Below are 21,805 nucleotides of genomic sequence, written 5' to 3'. Positions count from 1 at the left end.
AGTTTCAACGGGGCTTTGGACCCGCCCGGATGACGCGTCCCCCGGAAGCAAGATGCGAAGGATCCCCCAGGCCGAAGCCTGAGGGATCCTGTTCAGCTGGCATTCAGCCGGGGAGGTGCGGTTGCCTAGCGCCCGCCGCCTCCGATGACCCCGGCTTCGACAGCCTTGGTCACGGCGTCGGCTTCGGCTTGCGTGAGCTTTCCGTCGGTAACTGCCTTATCGAGTTTGGTCTTCAGTGCAGCTGCACGCTCAGCCTGGCCGGCAGTCCGGATCTCCGCCAGCGCACTGGTCACCTTGGCTTCGTCCACGCCCAGTGCCGCAGCCAGGGACTTGGCCAGCGCGGCCTCTTGGGCCGTCCGGTCCGGCTTGGTGCCTTCCGTTCCTTCACTCGGCGGTGTGGTCGGCTTGTTGGCCTGGCGGAACGCCTTCAATGCCTCGGTGACCTTGGCTTCGTCAACACCCAGCTTGGTTGCGAGCTGGGAGGCGATCTGACCGCCGTCCCTTCCGTGGCCGTGGCCGTGGCCGCCGGGCTTGCCGCCCGGATCCGTCGGGGTGGTGCCCGCATCCGTCGAGGATGTGGCGCTCGGCGAAGGGGTGGTGGCTGCTGTAGCCATTCCCGTCACTCCCATCCCCGCGCCAAGGGCCAGGGCTCCGGCCGCGATGCCTAGCGTGATTCTCTTGGTTTTCGACATATACCTCTCCTCAATGGACCGTGTTGCCATGGTCCGTGCCTGAGGGACGGTCAGGAGTGCCGTCCTCTTACCACGATGGAGGGGCTACCCCAGTCCACGCTGTTGTGAACCTGTTATTCCGCTGTGAATTCGAGTTTCAGCCGAGCTTGTCCAATGCATCCAGGAGCCTCTTCACTGCGCCGCCCAGGTTCCACTCGGTAGCGAGCCGCTCAAGTTCAGCACGCGCCTCCCCCGTGACGGGCCGCAGTTCGGCGCCGGCTTGTTCGAGCGTCGGCACGTCCAGGTCCCGGACCACGTTGACGACGGCGGGTGCCACCTTGAGGTAGTCCGCTGCGGCGGACAGCTTGGCCCGGACGGTAGCGGACAAACCGCCGTCGGGCGCTTCGGCCGCCTCCAGCAGGCCTTCCAGCGAGCCATGCTCGCCCAACAAGGATGCTGCCGTTTTTTCGCCGATCCCGGCCACGCCGGGCAGTCCATCGGAGGCGTCACCTCGTAGGGTCGCAAAGTCGGCGTACTGCTGGGGCAGCACTCGGTACTTGCCCACAACTACGACGTCGGTAACCACCTCAAGGTTCTTCATGCCGCGAGCGGTGTAAATGACCCTGACGCCGCGGTCATCGTCGACGAGTTGAAAAAGGTCGCGATCTCCGGTGACCACATCGGTGGGGAACGGCGCCTGGGTGGCATAGGTACCAACGACGTCGTCGGCTTCGTGGTGGTCCACGCCAACGACGGCGATGCCGGCGAGCTCCAGAACACGCCGGATCAGGGGGATCTGTGCCTCCAGCGGGTCGGGGACCACCTCGACGTCGGGCCCGTCCGGAACCACCTCCGCCACCCGGTGCGATTTGTAGCTGGGAATCAGGTCTACCCGCCATTTCGGGCGCCAGTCATTGTCCCAGCAGGCCACCAGGTGGGTCGCTTCATAGTCGGTGACGAGGCGGGCGATCATGTCCATCAGGCCACGGACCGCATTGACCGGTGTCCCGTCTGCGCGACGGATCGAATCCGGCACGCCGTAGAAGGCGCGGAAATACAACGAGGCAGTGTCCAGGAGCATCAGTCGAGGCATACCTGATCCTGACATGACCAACGGACATTTCGAAGGAACTGCCGTACAACTGCGGCCAAACCCGAAAGGACTTGAACGCTTATGTGAGCCGCATTACGATAGTGTGAGCGATAATAGAACACGTTGTTCTATTATCGAACACATGAATGCCAACCAGCCCACGAAGAAGTGAGGAAAGCCCGTGCAGTTCCACCACCACGGTTACGTATCCGGTGACCCCCGAGTCGAGCCGGCGGCCGGCGTCGGCCTCGATCGACCAGCCGGGCTTCCCGATGAAGTTGATGTCCTTATTGTGGGCACCGGCCCGGCGGGAATGTTGACGGCGGCACAGCTGTCCCAGTTCCCGGACGTCACTACCCGCATCATTGAGCGCCGCCCGGGCCGGCTGGCAATTGGACAGGCTGATGGGATCCAGGCGCGCAGCGTCGAGACGTTCCAGGCGTTTGGTTTCGCGGAGCGGATCATTGCCGAGGCCTACCGGATTACCGAAATGGCGTTCTGGAAGCCGGACCCGGCCGACCACTCGCGCATCGTCCGTGCCGCCCGCGCGGTGGATGACCCCGCGGGGATCAGCGAGTTCCCGCACCTGATCGTGAACCAGGCCCGGGTGCTGGACTACTTTGCCGAGTTCATGGCCAACTCGCCGGCCCGGATGCGGCCCGACTACGGCTACGAGTTCGTCGGCCTGAAGGTCACCGGCGAGGGCGAGTATCCCATCGAGGTGACGCTGGGCCACACCTCCGGTCCCAACGAGGGCCAAGAGCGCATCATCCGAGCCAAATACGTCGTGGGCGCCGACGGCGCGCGCAGCAAGGTTCGCGAATCCATTGGCTGCCATCTTGCCGGGGACCAGGCCAACCATGCCTGGGGCGTCATGGATGTCCTCGCGGTGACGGACTTCCCCGATATCCGCACCAAGTGCGCCATCCAGTCCGGCTCCGGAGGGAGCATCCTGCTGATCCCGCGCGAAGGCGGGCATCTGTTCCGGATGTACGTGGACCTCGGCGAGGTCGCCGCGGATGACCATGGCGCGGTGCGGAAGACCACCATCGAGCAAATCATCGCCAAGGCCAATGACATCCTGCACCCCTACACCCTGGATGTCCGCAACGTCGCATGGCACAGCGTCTACGAGGTTGGCCACCGCCTGACGGACAGGTTCGACGACGTTCTGCCGGAGGAGCGCGGTACGCGCACCCCTCGGGTGTTTATCACCGGAGATGCTTGCCACACCCACTCCGCTAAGGCCGGCCAGGGCATGAATGTGTCCATGCAGGACGGCTTCAACATCGGCTGGAAGCTCGGGCACGTCCTGGAAGGCCGTAGCCCGGAGTCCCTGCTGGATACCTACTCGGCCGAGCGTCAGGTGGTGGCGAAGAACCTCATCGACTTTGACAAGCAATGGTCCACCCTCATGGCAAAGAAGCCCGAAGAGTTCGAGGACCCGGCAGAACTGGAAACCTTCTACACCAGCACCGCGGAGTTCCCCGCCGGGTTCATGACGCAGTACGCGCCTTCCCTGCTTGTTGCTGAGGCAAAGCACCAGGAACTCGCCACCGGCTTCCCGGTAGGCAAGCGCTTCAAGTCGGCTCCCGTCCAGCGGGTCTGCGACACAAACCCCATGCACCTGGGCCATCACGCCAAAGCCGATGGCCGGTGGCGGATCTACGTCTTCGCCGACGCCGCCCAAGCGGGTGCCGAGGGCCCGGTCGCGGACTTCGCCGAGTGGCTCGCGACCGCAAGCGACTCGCCGCTGGCCGCGACGCCGTCGAACCTTGACCGCGACGCATGGTTCGACGTGAAGGTGATCTACCAGCAGGACCACACCGGCGTTGACATCAACGCCGTCCCGGCCGTGTTCAAACCCACCGTCGGCCCTTTCGAGCTCACCTACCTTGAGAAGGTCTTCGGAACCGACCCGGCAAACGACATCTTCGAACAGCGCGGACTCAGCCGCGACGGCGTCGTAATCGTGGTCCGCCCGGACCAATACGTCGCCAACGTCCTGCCCCTGACCGCAACGGCGGAACTCGGCGAGTTCTTCAGGCCCCTGCTTTCAGCGCACCACACGGCAAGTGCCGCCGCAGATGGCCTGGTGAGCAACCAAGCCTAACGATGTACCGCCAAGTGCCGGGGAACCCAAACAGGGTTCCCCGGCACTTGCTACTTAACGATGCCCCGAAGATTTGCATCCCTGTAACGCAAACCCCTGGTCGCAAACCAAATTGCAGAGTAAGTTAAATGCAAATTAGTTTGCAGAGTGACGTGGGTTACAAGGAGTAAAAGACCGTGACAACCAAGCAAGACGAGGCTGGCTCCTCCCCCGCAGTGCGGGAATCCATGGATCATGCGTGGCTCGGGGACGCCCTTCCAGAGGTTGCGCTGTCCAAGTCCCAGGCGCGTGTTGTGGAGGTCATCGCCCGCAACCCGCAGCTCTCTTCGTACGCGGACATCGCCGAAATCGCACAGCGCTCGGACGTCAACAACTCCACCGTCGTCCGCACGGCCCAGCGGCTGGGCTACCGGGGCTGGCCGGACCTGCAACGCGAACTCCGGTCCCGGTACTTGGTGATGATTTCAACCGAGGACACCCTCCTCGAACATGGCGAACATCGCAGCCCCCTCCACGACGCACTGAACCACGACATCGAGAACCTGCGGCTCACGCTGGACTCAAACACCGCCGAAGACGTCGAGGCAGCCATCGCTGCCCTTGCATCAGCTCAGTCGATCACCACCATCGGCATCGGGTCCTTCGCTGGACCGGCCAGCGTCATGGCACACCTGGGGTCCACCATGGGTTACCCGATCACCCTTGAAAACCGCGGCGGAGTGCATCTCGCATCAGCAGCGAACAGCCTCGGCCCCGGTGACGTCCTGGTGGTGGTGAACATGTGGCGGTCCGTCCAACAGATCATCCTCACGGCCGAAGCCGCCAAGCAAGCGGGGGCCACGGTAATCGCCATCAGCGACATGCGTCGAGGCCGGCTGGCCGCCGCTGCGGACCATCTGCTGATTGTTGCCTCGGAAGGCATCTCCTTTTTCCAGTCCGTGACCGCAGCGAACTCCATGGTCTACGGCCTGCTGGCTGGCATGGAAGCGGCCCACCCGGAACGCAGCCGCGCTGCCATCCGCCGCACGCAGCAACTCTGGAAAGACCTGGACATCTACCTGGACTGACGTCACCCGTCGTCCGCCACACCTTCTTCCCACCTGAACACCTCTCTAGGAGTACCTCATGAGCAACAACCGCCGCGTCGCCGTTATCGGCCTGGGATCCATGGGCGGCGCCATGGCCACCACCCTGCACAGCGCGGGTTGGGAAGTCGCCGGGTTCGACCCTTCAGAAGCTGCACGCGATGCAGCTGCGCAGGCTGGAATATCCACCACCGCAGAACTCCAGGACCTTGCAGGCACCCCCTTCGTCGTGCTTTCCCTCCCCTCGGCCGCGATTGTCGAGGCAACAGTGCCGGTGCTCCTCTCAGCACCCGGGACCATCGCCATTGTCGACACCAGCACTTCCGAGCCCGCCACCAGCAAGTCCATGGATATCCTGGCTGAATCCAAAGGTGCCGCCTTCGTTGACGCCCCGGTTTCCGGCGGACGCGAGGGAGCCGCGACCGGCACCCTGAGCGCCTTCGTCGGAGCAAGCGGTACCGCCGCGGAGGCCGCGCGGCCCGTCCTTGAAGCCCTCACCGGCGGCAGCTACGCCCACATCGGCGGCCCCGGGAGTGGCAACGTCGTCAAACTCTTGAACAACGTCCTGGCCGCAGCCAACCTGGTCTCCGTCGGAGAAGCACTCGGCGTGGCGAAGGCCTACGGCATCGACCCAGGCGTGGCGGCTGCAAGCATCAGCAATGCCTCCGGCGGCAGCAAAGTCTCCGCCAACATGTACCCCAACTGGGTTTTGTCCGGCACCCACGATTCCGGCTTTTCCCTGGGACTGATGGCCAGGGACGCCGCCCTCGCCATCGATGTCGCCCGGCAGATCGGCGAGCAGCCCGAGCTCCTGACAGCAGCTGCCAGCCAGTGGCAGGAAGCCCTGGCCGCCCTTGGACCGTCAGCAGATTTCACCGAAATCGCCAGGACGGTAGCACCCGCAATAACTCCCGCCGGCGCCCCCCACAAGAACACCATGGCCTAGCCTCCCCCAACGAAGGACAGTACTTTGAGCATCACCACAGCACCCGCTGCATCCTCCACCGCCACCGCCCGCGACGTCCTGGAATCAGCCTTTCCCGGCGGCCTGGGCGCGTTCCTCGACGGGCACGTGGTCTTGGGATCCGGCGACACCATCACCCTGACCTCGGCAGCTACGGGTGAACCCTTTGCCGCCTACTCCGATCCTGGAGCCGACGGTGCCAACGCCATCCTGGAAAGCTCCGTCCGGGGCGCGGCAACATGGGGCGCCTTGAACGGGTTCGAGCGCGCAGCCATCCTCCGAAACGTCAGCAGGGTTGTCGAAGCCCATGGTGAAGAGCTCGCGATCCTCGAATCAGCCACCACCGGCAAGCCCATCCGGGACACCCGCGTTGAGGCCGCAAAGGTCGCTGAAATGTTCGGCTATTACGCAGGATGGGCGGACAAACTCACGGCCAAACAATCCCCGTGCCGGGACCTTGGCATACCTACACCGAGCGCGTGCCGTGGGGCGTGGTCGTCGCCATTACGCCCTGGAACGCTCCGCTGTTCACGGCCGGCTGGAACTCAGCCGCCCCGATCGCCGCTGGCAACGCAGTGATCATCAAGCCGAGCGAATTCACGCCGGCAACCACTGTCCGGCTCGCCCAACTGGCCTACGAAGCCGGACTCCCCGAAGGCGTCTTCAACGTCGCGGCTGGGCTGGGACAGACTGTTGGAGCCAGGCTCACTTCAGACCCGAGGGTAGGGAAAGTCAGCTTTATCGGTTCGGTCCCGACAGGACGCCGCGTCGCTGTTTCAGCTGCGGAGGCCGGCATACCCGCATTGCTCGAACTTGGCGGCAAGAGCGCCAACATCGTTTTCGCCGACGCCGACCTGGAGCGGGCCGCCGATGGCGCGATCTCCGCGATCTTCTCCGGTGCAGGCCAATCCTGCGTCGCCGGCTCGCGACTGCTCGTAGAGCGCAGCGTGCACGCCCGCTTCGTCGAAATGGTGGCTGAACGCGCCGCCCTGCTGCGGATCGGTGACCCGCTGCACGCCGAAACTGAAGTGGGCCCGATTATCACTGCACCACAGTTCGCCACTGTCACCTCGCTGATTGAGGCCGGAATGCACGACGGCGGCCGTCGCCTTACCGGAGGATCGTTGCCTGAGTCGCTGACCGGCTCAAACCTCTCGAGCGGACACTGGGTCATGCCCACGCTGCTGGATGGCGTGACACCCGCGAACCGCCTGGAAACCACGGAAGTCTTTGGTCCCGTGGTGGGTGCGGATGCCTTCGACTCCGAGGGCGAGGCCATCGCCCGGGCAAACAACACCAACTTCGGCCTGGCCGGCGCCGTATGGACCTCGGACATCTCCCGCGCCCATCACATTGCCCGCGAAGTGAAGGCCGGGACCTTCTGGATCAACTCCTACAAAACCATCCACGTAGCTGTTCCCTTCGGTGGTTTCGGCGATTCCGGCCACGGCCGCTCCTCCGGACCGGGCGTCATGGACGAATACACGCAGACGAAGGCTGTCTGGGTTCCCACCCGCGCGGCCGGATCCCCTTTCCCGTCACTGTCCTACTAGCAGGAAGAACCATGGAAACGACTAAGACAGCATCTTCGGACGAGACGCTTCGCGCAGCGCTGGCAGATGGCGTAGCGACCTGGAAGCCGCGAGTGCAGGAGTTGTCGGAGGACCTGCACGCAAATCCAGAGCTCTCCTTCGAGGAAGTCCGGGCAGCCGGGGCGATTGCCGCTCTCCTGTCTGAAGGCGGCTTCGACGTCACAGCCGGAACTGCGGATCTGCCGACGGCCTTCACCGCGAGCGCCGGGACCTGAGACCTGACCGTTGCCCTGTGCGTGGAATACGATGCCCTGCCATCTGTGGGCCATGCCTGTGGACATAACCTCATCGCGGGTGCTTCCGTGGCTGCAGCCCTGGCTCTCCTTCCCCATGTGGACGAGCTGGGCATCACCCTCAAGGCTATTGGTACCCCGGCGGAGGAGCACGGGGGCGGCAAAGTGCTGATGCTCCAGCGGGGAGCCTTTGACGGGGTCGGGTTGGCCCTGATGGTCCACCCTGTTCAGGACGGGGTGACCTATAACCCGGCCGGGACCACTGCCCAGGCTGTCGGTCGCTACGAGGCTGTCTTCACTGGTAAGGCGGCCCACGCTGCGGCCGCTCCCCACTTGGGCGTCAATGCCGGGGATGCTGCCGTCCTCAGCCAGGTGGCTATCGGTTTGCTTCGCCAGCAGATCCCCGGCGATCATCGCGTCGCCTGTTACGTGGCCGAGGCCGGCCATGTCACCAACATCATTCCGGATCACGCCGTGGTTCCTTTCGAGTGCCGCGCTTTCACGCTTCCCGAGTATGAGGCCTTGCTGGAGCGTGTGAAGCGGTGTTTTGAAGGCGCGGCGATCGCCACGGGAACCACGCTGGAAATCAGTGCCGCGGAGCCTCTCTATGAACCCTTGATCCAGGACGCTGAGCTTGCCGTGCACTGGACCGGGGCGATGGAGGCGTTCGGCAAGGACACCTCGCCCGCAGCGGGAATGGGCGGCGGTTCCACGGACATGGGCAACATTTCCCAGGTCATTCCCTCATTGCATCCGTGGCTCAGCATCCCCGGAGCCAACGTTCCCATCCATTCGCACGGATTCGCAGCTGTTGCGAACACACCCGAGGCATATGCCGTGATGTTCGAGGCGGCCACCGCGCTGGCTTGGACAATCGCCGGCGCCGCAACCGATCCCCAGCAGAGAGAGCGCTTCGTCAAGTCGGCCTACCGGCGCGAAGCCCTGATCCAGGAAGCGACATCATGAGCACCAGCATCGAAACCAAGCGGACGGACAAGGCCGGTACCCGGCTGACGATTCCGATCGCCGCACTGGCGTTTGTCATTGCCCTTGCGGTCCAGTTCATCGGCCAGGCCAAGATTGATCTTGGCATTGGTGCGATCATCATTTTCCCCATGGTCTGGGGTTTGATCCTTGGCCTGTTGGTGTCCATCCAGAAGTTCAAGCGGCTCGGGCTGGACCTGCAGCGTGTGGCGGCCGCACTTGTGGGCGTCGCGGTCCTGCTGCTGGTGGCCAGGCTCGCCTTCAATATAGGACCGAGCCTGCCGAGCCTCATCAAGGCCGGTCCTGCGCTTCTCCTGCAGGAAGTTGGGCACCTGCTCGGAACTGTAGTGTTGGCGCTGCCCCTCGCGGTCCTGCTGCGCATGGGCAAGGCAACCGTGGGCGCAACGTTTTCCTTGGACCGTGAACCGTCCTTCGCGATGGTCTCGGAAAAGTACGGCCCCGATTCGGACCAGTACCGCGGTGTCCTGGCCATGTACGTTTTCGGGACCCTGTTCGGCGCCATCTTCATCACGCTGCTGACCTCGTTGGTAGCCAACTGGAAAATTTTTGATCCGTTGGCCCTGGCCATGGGTGCCGGTGTCGGTTCGGGCTCCATGATGGCTGCCTCGGCTGCGAGCATCATTGCGGCCTATCCGGGTGACCAGGAAGCCATCCTGGGGATGGCTGCAATTTCCAACCTCATCACCACCATCCTTGGCGTGTACGTAGGTATTTACATCGCCTTGCCCGTGGCTGACCGGTTCTACAAGCTACTGACCCGCAACAAGGAAACCGCAAAGGTGGCTGCAGGCACTGCTCCCCTGGAGCGTTCGGCAGTTGAGCCGGAGCAGGATGGCATCCAGGCTGAGGAGAACCGCCGCTTCCGTGAAGAGGTGGCGAAGTCCTCGGCGGCCATGAAGCTGCCGCTGTGGCTTTCCCTGTCTGTCCTGACGGTTCTGGGTGTTGGTACTGCAGCGGTAGCTGCCAAGGGCTTGAGCCTGTCCATCCTTGCCGGCTACGGCATTATGTTGGCTTTGGTCCTCGTCAGCCTGTTGTTGGCCAGGATCACCAGGAAAGTCTCTGCCATCGTTTTTATCACCACCATTGGTGCGTACATCTCAAGTCCGTGGTTCTTCGGGTCAGGTGTCTTGAACGAAGCCGTCAAGGCGGTGGATTTCCTTTCCATCGCCACGGTGATGTTGACGTTGGCCGGACTGTCCCTTGGCAAGGACATCCCCTTGCTGCGGAACATCGGGTGGAAGATCATTCCCGTGGGCCTTGTTGCCATCACTGCGTCCTTCCTTCTATCCACCGTGATTGCCGAATTCGCCCTGGGACTCTGGCACTAGCCGGTGCCAGCTGATTTGTTGGGTCGGTCCAAACCGCCGCACCACGTACAGCCCGGATGCTCTCACTCACGTGCGGCGTCCGGGCTGTTGCGTTGGTTGACGAACCTTCCCCGCCCCGGATCTGGCGAACAGGGGCGATCAGCGCGAGAATGGGCGTGTGGTCCTTCCCCGCCCTGGCGGAAGCGGCGACACCATGAATCCCGCCGCACGAACGATCCAACGTGTGTACCTGACACTGACGCTGGGTAATACCGTGGCGGCGTCCTTCATCTGGGGTATCAACACGCTGTTCCTGCTTGATGCGGGCCTCAGCAACCTGGAAGCCTTCGCCGCGAATGCCTTCTTCACAGCGGGCATGGTCCTCTTCGAAGTCCCCACCGGGGTGGTGGCCGATGGTTGGGGCCGCCGCGTATCGTTCCTGCTCGGCACCGTGACACTGGCCGTGTCCACCTACCTGTATTACGTGCTCTGGCAGGTCTCAGCCCCGTTTTGGATGTGGGCCGTGGTTTCGGTCCTGCTGGGCCTTGGCTTCACGTTCTTTTCCGGAGCCGTCGAAGCGTGGCTCGTGGACGCCTTGCGATTCTCCGGTTACGAAGGCGGGCTCGAATCCGTGCTTGGCCGCGGGCAAATGGTCCAGGGCCTCGCAATGCTGTTTGGCTCCGTCGCGGGCGGCGTGATTGCCCAAGCCACCAACCTGGGCGTGCCTTTCCTTATGCGCGTGGGGGTGCTGCTTGCCATGTTCGCAGTGGCTTTCGGTCTCATGCACGACGTCGGTTTCTCGCCTGAGCGTTCAACGCGCCCCCTGCGGGCTGTCCGTACCGTACTGACGGCCTCGATAGACAACGGCCTGAAAAACCGGCCAGTTCGGTACATGATGCTGGCCGCTCCCTTTAGCGCCGGCGTCGGAATTTACGTCTTTTACGCTCTGCAGCCGTACCTTCTCGACCTTTTTGGCGACCCAAAAGCCTACTCCATCGCGGGCCTGGCTGCCGCAATTGTCGCAGGCTCGCAGATCCTGGGCGGCTGGCTGGCCCCGCACGCCCGGGAGCTGTTCCACAAACGCACGTCAGTGATGATCCTTTCCGGCCTGGTGGGTGCCGTGATTCTCCTGGTGCTGGGATCCACGCGCGTGTTCTGGGTAGCCCTGGTGCTGCTGGCGTTGTGGGCCGTGGTGGGTTCTGCGGCTACTCCGGTCCGACAGGCGTATGTGAATGACATGATCCCGTCGAAACAGCGTGCCACTGTCCTCAGTTTCGATTCGCTGATGGGTTCCAGCGGCGGAGTGGTGATCCAACCACTCCTGGGCCGCGGCGCGGACCTTTACGGTTATCCGGCGTCATTGGCCATGGCCGGCGTTATCGAGCTCATTGCGGTGCCATTCCTGCTGGCGAGCAGGAAGCAAGGGGCTGCAGCGGACCGGGCCAGCACCTTGGCTGCGGAACCGACCCGGGAGGGCCCAGCAGAAGCGCCTAGAACGACCTGACCGTGAACCCCAGGCCCAGCAGTCCCCGGCCCGCTTGCTCAACAATGGGGTCGAAGCTGAGCGTGGGGTGGTTGAGGAGGACATTCATGTCCCGCTGGATGCGCTGCAAGGGATGCGACAAGCGATGTGCGCTGCCGCCCGAACCCGCGACGATGAGCCTGACCGCGGCCTCCGCCGCCTGGCCGCTGAGGGCAAGCGATAGCCGGTACCGCGACCGCTCCGTATCTGTTGGCTCCGTGCCTGCTGTCGCCGTACCGGAGCGCCTTATGGATGCCGCCAGAATCCGGACCGCCTCCTCCCAATGCAGCCGGGCAGTGGCAACGAGTCCGAAGGCCTCGGAGAAACGTGCTTGGGCCAGTACAGAGTCTGCTTGGCGCACCTCGGTAGCGTTTTTGACCTTTCGCACCATCAATTGCGCTTGAAACAGCTCCAAGGCATGCTCCGCGGCGCCCAAAGCGGTGGACGGTGCCACCAGGTTCAGCAGCGTTGCCATGGGGATGTGAAGTGTGGGGTCAGGGTGGAGCAGGCTGCCGGGGTTGTCCGAAGCGCTCAGGTGGCCCCATTCCATGACCCGGTAGTCCGGGACAAACAGGTGATCTGCCCGCAGGTCATTGCTGCCCGTCCCCCGCAGCCCTGCGGTATGCCAGGCGTCCATCAATTCGAGCGCCGCGACAGGGACCAACGCCTGGAGACGGACACCGTCGCAGTCAACAGCCAGGAGCGCCCACTCCGAATGCATGACTCCGGAAGCAAAACTCCAGTGGCCGGAGATGCTGTAGCCACCGGGAACCTTCGTGGCGGCACCAACGGGCGCACCCGTCGCTGCGGCCAGTGGAACCCTGCCCAAGGCAAAGACTTCGTCCTGGACTTCCTTCGGCCAGCGGGCCAACATCCACACATGTTCCATCAGGTGCCCCGCGGTCCATGCAGTCGATGCGCAACCGCGGGCAAGCTGCCTGACCACCTCAGCGTAGGTCTCCACACCCATCCCGTAACCACCAACGCCTCTGGGTGCGAGGAGGCGGAAGACGCCCGCCTGGCGGAGGTCGGTCATGGTGGATTCGGGCAAACGGCGCAGTTCCTCGGTTTCGGATGCGCGTTCCCGGAGGCGCGGCAGCAGGGCCCCCACCAGGGAGATCAAAGTTGCCGGGCTTGGCGGTTCCATGTCGAATCCCGAGCCCCGGAGCGCCGGGACGGTGATGTCGATTCCCAGTGCCGAGAGCTGTGCTGCCTTGTCAGGATTATTGCTCAGAAGCCGGATTCGAGTGGCACCAATGGCCTGGAGCATCTGGACTCCGGCAGAGTAGTCACGTTCGTCTTCGCCATGGCCATGGCCAAGAGCCAGATTGGCTTCGTAGGTATCCAGGCCGTTGTCCTGGAGCGCGTAGGCATCCAGTTTGGAATACAGGCCAATGCCCCGGCCTTCCTGTCGAAGGTACAGCAGGAAACCTCCGACGGCGGCAATCTCCTCCACCGCTTCACGCAGCTGTGGACCACAGTCGCAGCGCTCGCAACCGAAGACGTCACCTGTCATGCATTCGCTGTGAAGGCGCACCAGAGGCGCAGCACCTGTTTCGCTATCCTGGGCCAACAGGGATTGCTCCCATGAGCCGAGGGCCAGAAGCAAATGCTCCTTGCCATCAGCCAAGCCGTGGAACGTGAAGACTTCCGCCGTCGTCCGGAATCCGTCAGGAAACTGAAGCGGCACTGTGACGTTGCTGCGAACGGTCGCCCTGGGCAGCGATGCAGCGGGTGGTGCAATGTCCAGACAGGCGGTCATGTGGGGTCCTTCAGGTTTGGCAGGAAGGCAATGCTTGAACCTTCAAGTTAACCGTACAACCCAATGGTTGAACCTGCAACTAAAATGTCGACCGTAGACTCCCATGCGGGAAGATAGGGGAAACCTCTTCTGAAAGCGTGGCCGCACATTGATTTCCCTACAGCAGGATCCGCAAGGTTTCATTCGCATGAAGCGCCACTTCCCAAGCGGCATCCACATACAGGTCACCTTCACCGATGGCACGCAGGAGATCCTCAGCGGTCAGCAACTCAACGAGGCCTACGACCAAGCCCTGGCGGACTACCGGGCGGGTAATCACCTCGATGCCAAGGGCTTCTCCCGTGGACCGCAAAAGAAGGTTCAACAAGGCATCGAGTACGTTCCGGTCAAGCCGGGGATGGGGACCTAGCGGACGCGGAGCCTGAACAGCCAAGGAAGCGAAACTGCCACTCTCCGAAAGGGCTACGCCCTCCCGGAGGCATGCTTAACGCAGAACGGCGTCCATGGCCGGGCTTCCAGTCGGCCCTCTGGTATTACCGCTCCACACACCGCGCACAATCCATAGCTCCCTGCGGCAATGCGCTCAAGAGCGGCGTCAATCTGGGCCAATCCGCGCTTGCTCTGCTCCAGCAGCGCAGAGGCCTGGGACAGTTCAAAAGCGATGGTGCTGCCCTCGGGGTCATGCTCGTCATCAACATTCGAGTCCTGCCGTGCGCGGTTCACCGATGTGATGTCGCTGCGCAGCGCGGCGAGAAGTTCGAGCTTTTGCTGCCTCTCGCCCTCCAGGAGACGCCGAAACCGCCCCGAATCAGCCACGTCGGTTCACAGGTCCACGGTGCCGCTTTCGCCGACACTCATCCGCGAGTGGGTGACCTTGGACTTCACCCACTGCAGCACAGTCGCAGCCGTGCCCCCAGGGCTGGTCCAGTACTCGGCCGACTCAGAGTCGACACGCAACAGGCAGACCTCCGGGGTCTCGGGGCCGTCCGGGAACCAGGCTTCCACTGTTTGGTTCCACATGTCGCGGATTATCTGCCGGTCAGTGACCACCTCGGCGTTCCCGGCAACAGATACCCACTCCGTGTTCTTTCCGAAGGACACGTTGACCCGTGGATCATTACGGACATGCGCTACCTGTGAGGTGCTCAGTCCCGTGAAGAACCACATGTCGCCGTCGTCCTTGACATCCTGGACCGCCAGCGGACGGCTAACCAAAGCACCTTGTTCATTGACCGTGGTCACCATGCCGATCCTGGAATCGTTGATGATGTCCGTGACTTTGCTGATGTCGCGCTCTTCTGCCATGTTCGCCTCAACTCTCTTCGTTCGGGGACGCCCCCACGGCCAGCCTATTAGTAAGTTTGCTTATTGACTACCGGCTGGCCCACGACCGCGGGACAGGGAATCAAGAAGGCCTCCTGTCCGTTCTCTTTTCATCAAGGTGTGTTGTGGCCGCGGCCACAGGCGCCTCGGGTTGAATGACGACAGGAAGTGTGGGGACTGGCCATGACGTTGAAAGAAACCATCGCCCATGTGGAGGCAGCGCACCGCATGGTCCGCGACGACAAAGAGTGGGACGGGCTGTCCACGGCTTTGTGGGAGGCGTACAACCTCCAGGACGAGGACCTTATTGAGCAGTTGCGCCCACCGTTTCTTCAATCGTGGCGAACTGTCACCACCTATGTCCTGCGCGATACCTTCGATGCGGCTGGGATCACGGTGGCGGATCCGAGCCACCCGTGGGGCATTGCAACGCTCACGGCAAATGGCGCCAGCAGCGAGCCCCTCTTATGGCGTGAGGCCAGTGACGGAAACCGCAGCGCCGAAGGCCACGCAGGCTTCGAACTTCTGACGTTCTCCGAAGCCATGACCCACTACGCCGACTGCTTGAAGAGTTTGCTCCCCGAACAGCCCTAGTCCCGGCAGTCCACCGGGCCCCTGCGCATCCTGTTTCCGGTCCGGCGCTTCACCCCCGGCCGGCCGGTGGGCCGTCGATAAGGGTGGGAATGTACTCGAGCATCTGCAGCCCGCCTCCAAACGTCCTGCTCCCTACCATTTCAAGGGAAACGTCCGGATAGCCATCGTAAATTCGCTCCCGTCCGGTTCGGCCGGTGATAACGGGGAAAACGACCAGCCGGTACCTGTCAACCAAACCTGCGACGAGCAAGGATCGGCAGAGACTGAGGCTGCCGAGGGTCATCAACCTCCCTGTTCCGGTTTCCTTCATCGTTCGCACCACCTCCACCGCATCTCCGCCCACGAGCTCCGAGTTTGGCCAGGCCAAAGGTTCCTGCAGGCTAGAGGAGAAAATCACCTTGCGCATGGCAGCCAACCCGGTCAGGGCGGCGCCCTCCTCCTCGGAAAACCCAGAGTCTGCCCCGGTGGCCTGCTCGGACATGCCCGACATGACCCTGTAGGTGTTCGCCCCCATCAAGGTGGTGAATTCCTTTTTACCCTCTTCCTCGAGCCAGGCCAGGTACTCCGGACTTTCCAAGCCCCACCACCCCGGCCATCCTTCGGCTGAGGCATAACCGTCCAGTGAAATGATCAGATCCACTGTCAACGTTGCGGGCGTGTCGCTCATCTGGGTCTCCTGCTTTTGGCCGCACGGGTCTACGTGCGCAAATGCTAGCCCCGGATCGATCAGGCGTTCAAGGGGTCGCAGCTAGAGGATCACCAGGAGGAGTCCGCCGATGGTACTGAGGAGCCCGATGCCAGTGAGGATCCAGCCCAGAATCAGCACGGTGTTGTCATACCGGGGTGGCTGAAGGGAACACCTGGAGGGGTGGCAGAGATCGTAATGGACCACTACAGACCGCGACGTGAGGCTTCCATCCTTGGCAGCGACATCCAGGAGGACTTTCCGTTCCTCATTGCTTTGGTCCACCCACTGGACTCCCAGGAATCCCCCGGCCGTGAACTGTTCTCCGTCGGCTGTGGCCCAAGGGCAGCGCCGCCTGGCGATGGCCCAGGCTATGACCAGCAGAGGCACGCCCGGGACGAACCCCACCCAGGTCATCATTTCCAGGATGGGGCCAAGGACATCAGGGGAACCGGCCATGACTAGATCCTAAGTCCGTACGCCAGCACCACCGAACTTGCTCCGATGAGCGCGTCGAGGGGAAGGACCCGGAGTGCCGTCAGCACCAAGGCCACGGGGCGTGTAACGCTTGATCCATGGACCTGCGTATCCCGCCCTCGCTGACGATCCCCGCCGCTGAACTCAGCTGGCGGTTCTCGCGATCCTCGGGACCGGGAGGGCAGCACGTCAACACCACCGACACCCGTGCCGAACTCATGTGGAACGTCGCGGACTCTGCTGCCATCACCGAGGAGCAGCGGGAGATCCTGCTCCAGCGCCTTGGTCGCAGGCTCGTCTCAGGCGTCATAACCGTGACGGCGTCCGAAGAGCGGTCCCAGCTTCGCAACAGGGAGCTTGCCCTTGCCAAGCTGGCCGACCTCATTGCGGCTGGGCTCGCTCCGGAGTCCGTCCGCCGCCCTTCCAAACCCACCCGCGGTTCCGCACGACGCCACCGGGCTGCGAAGGAACAGCGGTCGGCAACCAAGCAACAACGACGCCGGCCTGCCGCCGATTAGCCGCGGCCCCTTTTGGCCGGCGACGCCGGATGGCACCATACCTTCATGTCACCTATTCAACGCCTCCGCCCAGCCGGACTGGTCAACAGCCCTGCCTTCAGCCATGTCGCCGTCGTTCCTCCCGGCGCCACCACCATTTACGTCGGCGGCCAGAACGCCGTAGACCAGAGCGGAAAACTGGTCGGGGAAGGCGATGCGGCCATCCAGTCCGCACGCGCCCTGCAAAATGCCCAAACCGCGCTCGAAGCCGCGGGTGCCGGCCTCGGCGACGTGATCCATTGGACTGTGCTCTTCGTCGAAGGCGCCGACCTCGCGGCAGGCTATGGAGCGATTGCTGCGCAACTCGCTTCAGAGGAGCCACCCCTGGTGACGGCAGCTTTCGTGGCGGGCCTGGGCGTACCCGGTGCGCTGGTGGAGATCAGTGCGGTAGCCGCCGTCGTCAGCGCTTAGGAAGACCACGTGGGCGCCGGACGCCGATAGAGTCGTGTCAATGGACAGCAAACTGATGACCACCCAACGGCCCGAACCCGACCCTGCTGCACCGCAGTCCCCCGCCGAGGACGGCTTCGTGAGGGTCCACGGGGCCGGCGAGAACAACCTCCGCAATATCGACGTGGACGTCCCGCGCGATTCCATCGTGGCCTTCACTGGAGTTTCCGGTTCCGGGAAATCCTCCCTGGCCTTCGGAACCATCTTCGCCGAAGCCCAACGGCGCTACTTCGAATCCGTCGCGCCCTACGCCCGTCGGCTTATCCAACAAGGCCACAACCCAAAGGTCGAGTCCATCACCGGGCTGCCACCCGCCGTCGCGCTCCAACAACGCCGTGGTACCGCCAGCACCCGCTCAAGCGTGGGAACAGTGACCACCTTGTCGAACTCGCTGCGGATGCTCTTTTCGCGTTCAGGGACCTACCCCGATGGCGTCGGGCAGCTCGACTCCGACGCCTTCTCCCCCAACACCGCGGCAGGCGCCTGTCCCGAGTGCCACGGACTCGGGACCGCGCACACAGTCACCGAAGCCTCCCTGGTCCCCGATCCGACACTGAGCATCCGGGACGGTGCCATCGCGGCCTGGCCCGGTGCCTGGCAAGGTAAGAACCTCCGCGACATCCTGACCCATCTGGGCTATGACGTGGACACCCCGTGGCGGAAGCTCCCAAAGAAGGACCGCGACTGGATCCTGTTCACCGAAGAGCAACCGGTGGTCGAAGTGACCCCGCAGCGCGATCGGGTGGCCAAACCCTACAAGGGCAGGTTCTGGAGCGCCCGGAGCTACGTGATGCACACCCTGGCCGATTCCAAGAGCACCACCATGCGCGACCGGGTGCTGCGCTTCATGGTCAGCGGCCCGTGCCCACGCTGCGGCGGGAGCGGGCTCCGGCCGGAGGCGCTGGCCGTGACCTTCGCCGGAAAGAACATCGCCGAACTCAACGCGCTGCCCATGACCGAGCTGGCCGACGTTATCCGGCCAACCACGGAACTCGCTTCCGCTGGGACGGCTTCCCGGAAACAGTCCTCCGGCGAAGCCACCGAAGTAGCCGTTGCGATCACCCGCGACCTGCTGAAGCGGCTCACGGTACTGACCGACCTTGGCCTCGGATACCTGGCATTGGGCCGCCAAACGCCTACGCTTTCCCCGGGCGAAATGCAGCGGCTGAGGATTGCCACGCAGCTGCGTTCGGGGCTGTTTGGGGTGGTCTATGTGCTCGATGAACCATCGGCGGGGCTGCACCCCGCGGATGCCGAATCCTTGCTCGATGTCCTGGACCAACTCAAAGCCTCCGGCAACTCCGTGTTTGTGGTCGAACACAACATGGAATTCGTGCGGGCTGCCGATTGGCTGGTTGATGTTGGTCCACGCGCGGGTGAAGGTGGCGGAGAAATTCTCTACAGCGGCCCCGTCGCCGGCCTTGCCGACGTGAAGGAGTCAGTGACGCGGCCGTTCCTCTTCCCTGCTACCAGCGCTGCGGGGAATCAAAAGAACGACGACGGTCCAGCCGCCACCGGGAGTGGACGGAGCACCAGCGAACCCCGGGAAGCGAAGGAATGGCTGACGCTTCACAACGTCAACCGGCACAATCTGCGCGATCTTGAGGCCGGCTTCCCGTTGGGCGTCCTGACCGCCGTGACCGGTGTGTCAGGCTCAGGAAAGTCCACCCTGGTCAGTCAGGTCCTCGCAGAGGTAGTGGACGCAGCACTTCATCCGGGGACCATCGAAGCAGCTGACCCGGACGTGCCCAACAGTGCGGGGTCAGTCTCCGGGCTCCATGGGCTGGACCGGCTCGTCAAGGTCGACCAGAAGCCCATCGGCCGTACACCGCGTTCCAACCTTGCAACGTACACCGGCTTGTTTGATGGGGTGCGGAAGGAGTTCGCTGCCACCGAGGATGCCCGCGCCCGCGGCTTCGGCCCTGGCCGCTTCTCCTTCAACGTCGCCGGTGGGCGCTGCGAAACCTGCCAGGGCGAGGGATTCGTTGCCGTGGAGCTTTTGTTCCTGCCCGGCAGCTACGGCCCCTGCCCGGAATGCCAAGGATCCCGGTTCAACCCCGAAACCCTTGAAGTGAAGTACCACGGCAAAAGCATCGCCGATGTCCTGGGCATGACAGTGGAGGCGGCGTCCGACTTCCTGTCCGACCTCCCGGGTGTCGCCCGCAGCCTGCAAACCCTCCTGGAGGTGGGACTGGGCTACCTTCGCTTGGGCCAGCCAGCCACGGAACTGTCCGGTGGTGAAGCCCAGCGCATCAAGCTCGCCACTGAACTGCAGCGCATCCAGCGAGGGCACACCCTGTACATCCTTGACGAACCCACCACCGGACTTCACCCAGCTGACGTACAGCTCCTGATGGCGCAACTTCACCGGCTCGTGGACGCGGGAAACACCGTCATCGTGGTCGAACACGAGATGGATGTCGTGGCCGGGGCCGACTGGGTGATCGACCTGGGACCGGGCGGCGGCGACGCCGGCGGCACAATCATCGCCGCCGGGCCGCCGGCCGCCGTCGCGCGTTCCACTACGAGCCGGACGGCACCCTACCTGGCAGCCGCCTTCGGGCGCTGAGTCACCGTCGCGGGATGTTCCGCAGGTTGCTGCGGGCCATGCTGACAGCCTCACCGGCACCGCGGTTCAACACCACCTTTGACATTGCGGTGGCGAAGCCGATGACCTGCGAACCCGAAATCTTCGGCGGGATGGACAGTGCGTTGGGGTCCGTGATGAGTTCCACCAAGGAAGGGCCGGGATGCGCGAACGCCTCCCGGTAGGCGGCCTCAATGTCAGCAGGGTCGGTGACGCGCACGGCATGGAAGCCCAGGGCCTTTGCCACGGCCGCATAGTTGGCGTCGGGGACGTCCACGCCGAAGTCTGGTAGTCCGTCCACCAGCATTTCGAGCTTGACCATGCCCAGGGTGGAGTTGTTGAACACCACCACATTGACTGGCAACTGGTGCGCTGCCACGGTGACGAGCTCGCCCAGCAGCATGGACAAACCGCCATCGCCGGACACGGAAACCACCTGCCGCCCCGGATAAGCCAGCTGCGCACCGATGGCATGCGGAAGCGCGTTCGCCATGGACCCGTGCAGGAAGGACCCAATCAACCGACGGGTACCCAACGGGTTGATGTAACGGGCAGTCCAGACATTGCACATTCCAGTGTCGGCGGTGAAGACGGCGTCTTCTGCAGCTACCTGGTCGAGTAGAGATGCCGCGTATTCGGGGTGGATGGGCTGTTTCTTCTCGACCTTGCGCGTGTAGGCACCCACCGCCTTATTCATGAGCCGGTCGTGCTTCTTAAGCATCTGGTCCAGGAAGCGGCGGTTCTTCTTCGGCTGGACCAGCGGCAGGAGGGCTCTCAGGGTGGGGAGCACGTCGCCATGGACTGCGATGTCGACGTCGGTCCGACGCCCCAGCCGCTGCGCGGCGCGATCCACCTGCGCGGTCCGGGTGTCCGGGAGGAACTGGTCATAGGGAAAGTCGGTACCCAGCAGGATGAGCAGGTCGGCGTCCTCGATACCCTCGGCGGCGGCACCATAACCGAGCAATCCGGTCATGCCGATGTCGAACGGGTTGTCGTACTGGACGAAGTCTTTGCCGCGCAAGGAATGGCCAATCGGGGCGTTGATCAGTTCAGCCAAGGAGATCAGCTCACTGTGCGCGCCTTCGACGCCCGCGCCGGCGAAAATGGCGACCTTTCCGGCGTCGTTGATGGCTCCAGCCAGTTCCTGGACGCTGGTTGGATCAGGGACCAAGCTGGCGGGCCGGAAGGTCGCCGGCAGGGGCGTGGGCGCGACGGCTTCGAGTCCCGCGATATCCCCCGGCAGGGTAACTACGGCGACTCCGCCCAGGCCAAGTGCGCTCTGGATGGCACTGTGCATGACCCGCGGCGCCTGTTCGGCGGTGCTGATCATTTCGGAGTACACGGAGCACTCGTTGAAGAGCCGGTCCGGGTGGGTCTCCTGGAAGAAGCCACTGCCGATCTGCTTGCTGGGGATGTGGGAGGCAATAGCCAGAACGGGTGCACCGGTACGGTTGGCGTCGTAAAGGCCGTTGATCAAATGCAGGTTTCCCGGCCCGCAGGAACCGGCACAGACGGCCAGTTTGCCGGTCAGTTGGGCCTCCGCAGCCGCAGCAAAGGCGGCAGCTTCCTCGTGGCGAACATGGATCCAGTCAATACCGCCCTTGCTTGAGCCGCCCGTCTGGCGGACCGCATCCACCACCGGGTTGAGGCTGTCCCCGACTATCCCGTAGATCCGCTGCACCCCGGCAGCCTGGAGTTGTTCAATGAGTTGGGTGGCAAGTTCCTTCGCCATAATGTGCAGGCTCCCTCAGTTGTGGCGGTGGGCTGACATGGCCCAATATAGTC

18 protein-coding genes and 2 pseudogenes are annotated in these 21,805 nt (G+C 63.6%); 12 read left to right on the top strand and 8 right to left on the bottom strand.

Annotated elements, in window-relative coordinates; all coding sequences use genetic code 11:
• Window positions 1-125: 125 nt before the first annotated feature.
• Together AC5RU9_RS06250 and AC5RU9_RS06245 are read right to left on the bottom strand one after the other, a co-directional pair.
• A complete protein-coding gene (locus AC5RU9_RS06250; protein WP_494015761.1) occupies window positions 126-692 on the bottom strand; it encodes a hypothetical protein in 567 nt (188 codons plus the stop codon).
• Between the two features lie 136 nt (window positions 693-828).
• Window positions 829-1,779: a 5'-3' exonuclease gene (locus AC5RU9_RS06245; protein WP_494015760.1), complete on the bottom strand. Its 951-nt coding sequence runs from the start codon at window positions 1,777-1,779 to the stop codon at window positions 829-831.
• A 166-nt stretch (window positions 1,780-1,945) separates the two neighbouring features.
• Between AC5RU9_RS06245 and AC5RU9_RS06240 the strand changes: the two genes are divergently transcribed.
• The 7 genes and pseudogenes from AC5RU9_RS06240 to AC5RU9_RS06210 all read left to right on the top strand — a co-directional run bounded on the left by AC5RU9_RS06240 (window position 1,946) and on the right by AC5RU9_RS06210 (window position 11,567).
• Window positions 1,946-3,877 carry an FAD-binding monooxygenase gene (locus AC5RU9_RS06240; protein ID WP_494015759.1) on the top strand — a complete coding sequence of 644 codons (1,932 nt, stop codon included), beginning with the start codon at window positions 1,946-1,948 and terminating at the stop codon, window positions 3,875-3,877.
• Between the two features lie 227 nt (window positions 3,878-4,104).
• Complete coding sequence (locus AC5RU9_RS06235; protein WP_494016064.1) at window positions 4,105-4,944, top strand: MurR/RpiR family transcriptional regulator; 840 nt, start codon at window positions 4,105-4,107, stop codon at window positions 4,942-4,944.
• A gap of 58 nt (window positions 4,945-5,002) precedes the next feature.
• A complete protein-coding gene (locus tag AC5RU9_RS06230) occupies window positions 5,003-5,908 on the top strand; it encodes an NAD(P)-dependent oxidoreductase (RefSeq protein WP_494015758.1) in 906 nt (301 codons plus the stop codon).
• 126 nt (window positions 5,909-6,034) lie between these two features.
• Window positions 6,035-7,479 (top strand): annotated as a pseudogene (locus AC5RU9_RS06225) (aldehyde dehydrogenase family protein).
• A gap of 11 nt (window positions 7,480-7,490) precedes the next feature.
• Window positions 7,491-8,717: pseudogene (locus AC5RU9_RS06220) on the top strand (amidohydrolase).
• A complete protein-coding gene (locus AC5RU9_RS06215; protein ID WP_494015757.1) occupies window positions 8,714-10,084 on the top strand; it encodes a DUF3100 domain-containing protein in 1,371 nt (456 codons plus the stop codon). Before AC5RU9_RS06220 ends, AC5RU9_RS06215 begins: the two are co-directional and overlap by 4 nt.
• Before the next feature lie 193 nt (window positions 10,085-10,277).
• Complete coding sequence (locus AC5RU9_RS06210) at window positions 10,278-11,567, top strand: MFS transporter (protein WP_494016063.1); 1,290 nt, start codon at window positions 10,278-10,280, stop codon at window positions 11,565-11,567.
• Here AC5RU9_RS06210 and ribA read toward each other — a convergent pair.
• Window positions 11,554-13,347, bottom strand: a complete 1,794-nt coding sequence (ribA, locus tag AC5RU9_RS06205) for a GTP cyclohydrolase II RibA (protein ID WP_494015756.1) — start codon at window positions 13,345-13,347, stop codon at window positions 11,554-11,556. The two genes, AC5RU9_RS06210 and ribA, sit on opposite strands and share 14 nt — an antisense overlap.
• A 148-nt stretch (window positions 13,348-13,495) precedes the next feature.
• On the opposite strand from ribA, the gene AC5RU9_RS06200 reads away from it, so the two are divergent.
• Window positions 13,496-13,756, top strand: a complete 261-nt coding sequence (locus AC5RU9_RS06200; RefSeq protein ID WP_494015755.1) for a hypothetical protein — start codon at window positions 13,496-13,498, stop codon at window positions 13,754-13,756.
• Window positions 13,757-13,809: 53 nt separating this feature from the next.
• Here AC5RU9_RS06200 and AC5RU9_RS06195 read toward each other — a convergent pair whose 3' ends face one another.
• Window positions 13,810-14,163, bottom strand: a complete 354-nt coding sequence (locus AC5RU9_RS06195) for a TraR/DksA family transcriptional regulator (RefSeq protein WP_494015754.1) — start codon at window positions 14,161-14,163, stop codon at window positions 13,810-13,812.
• A gap of 6 nt (window positions 14,164-14,169) precedes the next feature.
• Window positions 14,170-14,652 carry a pyridoxamine 5'-phosphate oxidase family protein gene (locus AC5RU9_RS06190; protein WP_494015753.1) on the bottom strand — a complete coding sequence of 161 codons (483 nt, stop codon included), beginning with the start codon at window positions 14,650-14,652 and terminating at the stop codon, window positions 14,170-14,172.
• 201 nt (window positions 14,653-14,853) lie between these two features.
• Here AC5RU9_RS06190 and AC5RU9_RS06185 point away from each other — a divergent pair, with 201 nt between their 5' ends.
• Window positions 14,854-15,264 carry a hypothetical protein gene (locus tag AC5RU9_RS06185; RefSeq protein ID WP_494015752.1) on the top strand — a complete coding sequence of 137 codons (411 nt, stop codon included), beginning with the start codon at window positions 14,854-14,856 and terminating at the stop codon, window positions 15,262-15,264.
• A 49-nt stretch (window positions 15,265-15,313) separates the two neighbouring features.
• Here the strand turns inward: AC5RU9_RS06185 and AC5RU9_RS06180 are convergent, their stop codons facing one another.
• Together AC5RU9_RS06180 and AC5RU9_RS06175 are read right to left on the bottom strand one after the other, a co-directional pair.
• Window positions 15,314-15,931 (bottom strand): dihydrofolate reductase family protein, encoded by a 618-nt coding sequence (locus AC5RU9_RS06180; protein WP_494015751.1) that lies wholly within the window; start codon window positions 15,929-15,931, stop codon window positions 15,314-15,316.
• Window positions 15,932-16,012: 81 nt separating this feature from the next.
• A complete protein-coding gene (locus tag AC5RU9_RS06175) occupies window positions 16,013-16,408 on the bottom strand; it encodes a hypothetical protein (RefSeq protein WP_211712559.1) in 396 nt (131 codons plus the stop codon).
• Window positions 16,409-16,524: 116 nt separating this feature from the next.
• Here AC5RU9_RS06175 and arfB point away from each other — a divergent pair, with 116 nt between their 5' ends.
• From arfB to uvrA, 3 genes are read left to right on the top strand one after another with little or no spacing between them, the layout of a single operon-like run.
• Complete coding sequence (gene arfB, locus AC5RU9_RS06170; protein ID WP_211712558.1) at window positions 16,525-16,944, top strand: alternative ribosome rescue aminoacyl-tRNA hydrolase ArfB; 420 nt, start codon at window positions 16,525-16,527, stop codon at window positions 16,942-16,944.
• A 45-nt stretch (window positions 16,945-16,989) separates the two neighbouring features.
• Window positions 16,990-17,394 carry a RidA family protein gene (locus AC5RU9_RS06165; protein ID WP_494015750.1) on the top strand — a complete coding sequence of 135 codons (405 nt, stop codon included), beginning with the start codon at window positions 16,990-16,992 and terminating at the stop codon, window positions 17,392-17,394.
• Window positions 17,395-17,434: 40 nt separating this feature from the next.
• Window positions 17,435-20,002, top strand: coding sequence for an excinuclease ABC subunit UvrA (gene uvrA / locus AC5RU9_RS06160; protein ID WP_494015749.1), 2,568 nt, complete (start codon window positions 17,435-17,437; stop codon window positions 20,000-20,002).
• Between the two features lies 1 nt (window position 20,003).
• Here uvrA and AC5RU9_RS06155 read toward each other — a convergent pair whose 3' ends face one another.
• Window positions 20,004-21,752, bottom strand: a complete 1,749-nt coding sequence (locus tag AC5RU9_RS06155; protein ID WP_494015748.1) for a pyruvate dehydrogenase — start codon at window positions 21,750-21,752, stop codon at window positions 20,004-20,006.
• Window positions 21,753-21,805 lie beyond the last annotated feature (53 nt).

It is taken from the genome of Arthrobacter sp. B0316-5-4 (genome assembly GCF_059090325.1).
The sequence above is the reverse complement of the archived record's forward strand: the minus strand, read 5'-3'. Positions and strand labels throughout refer to the sequence as shown.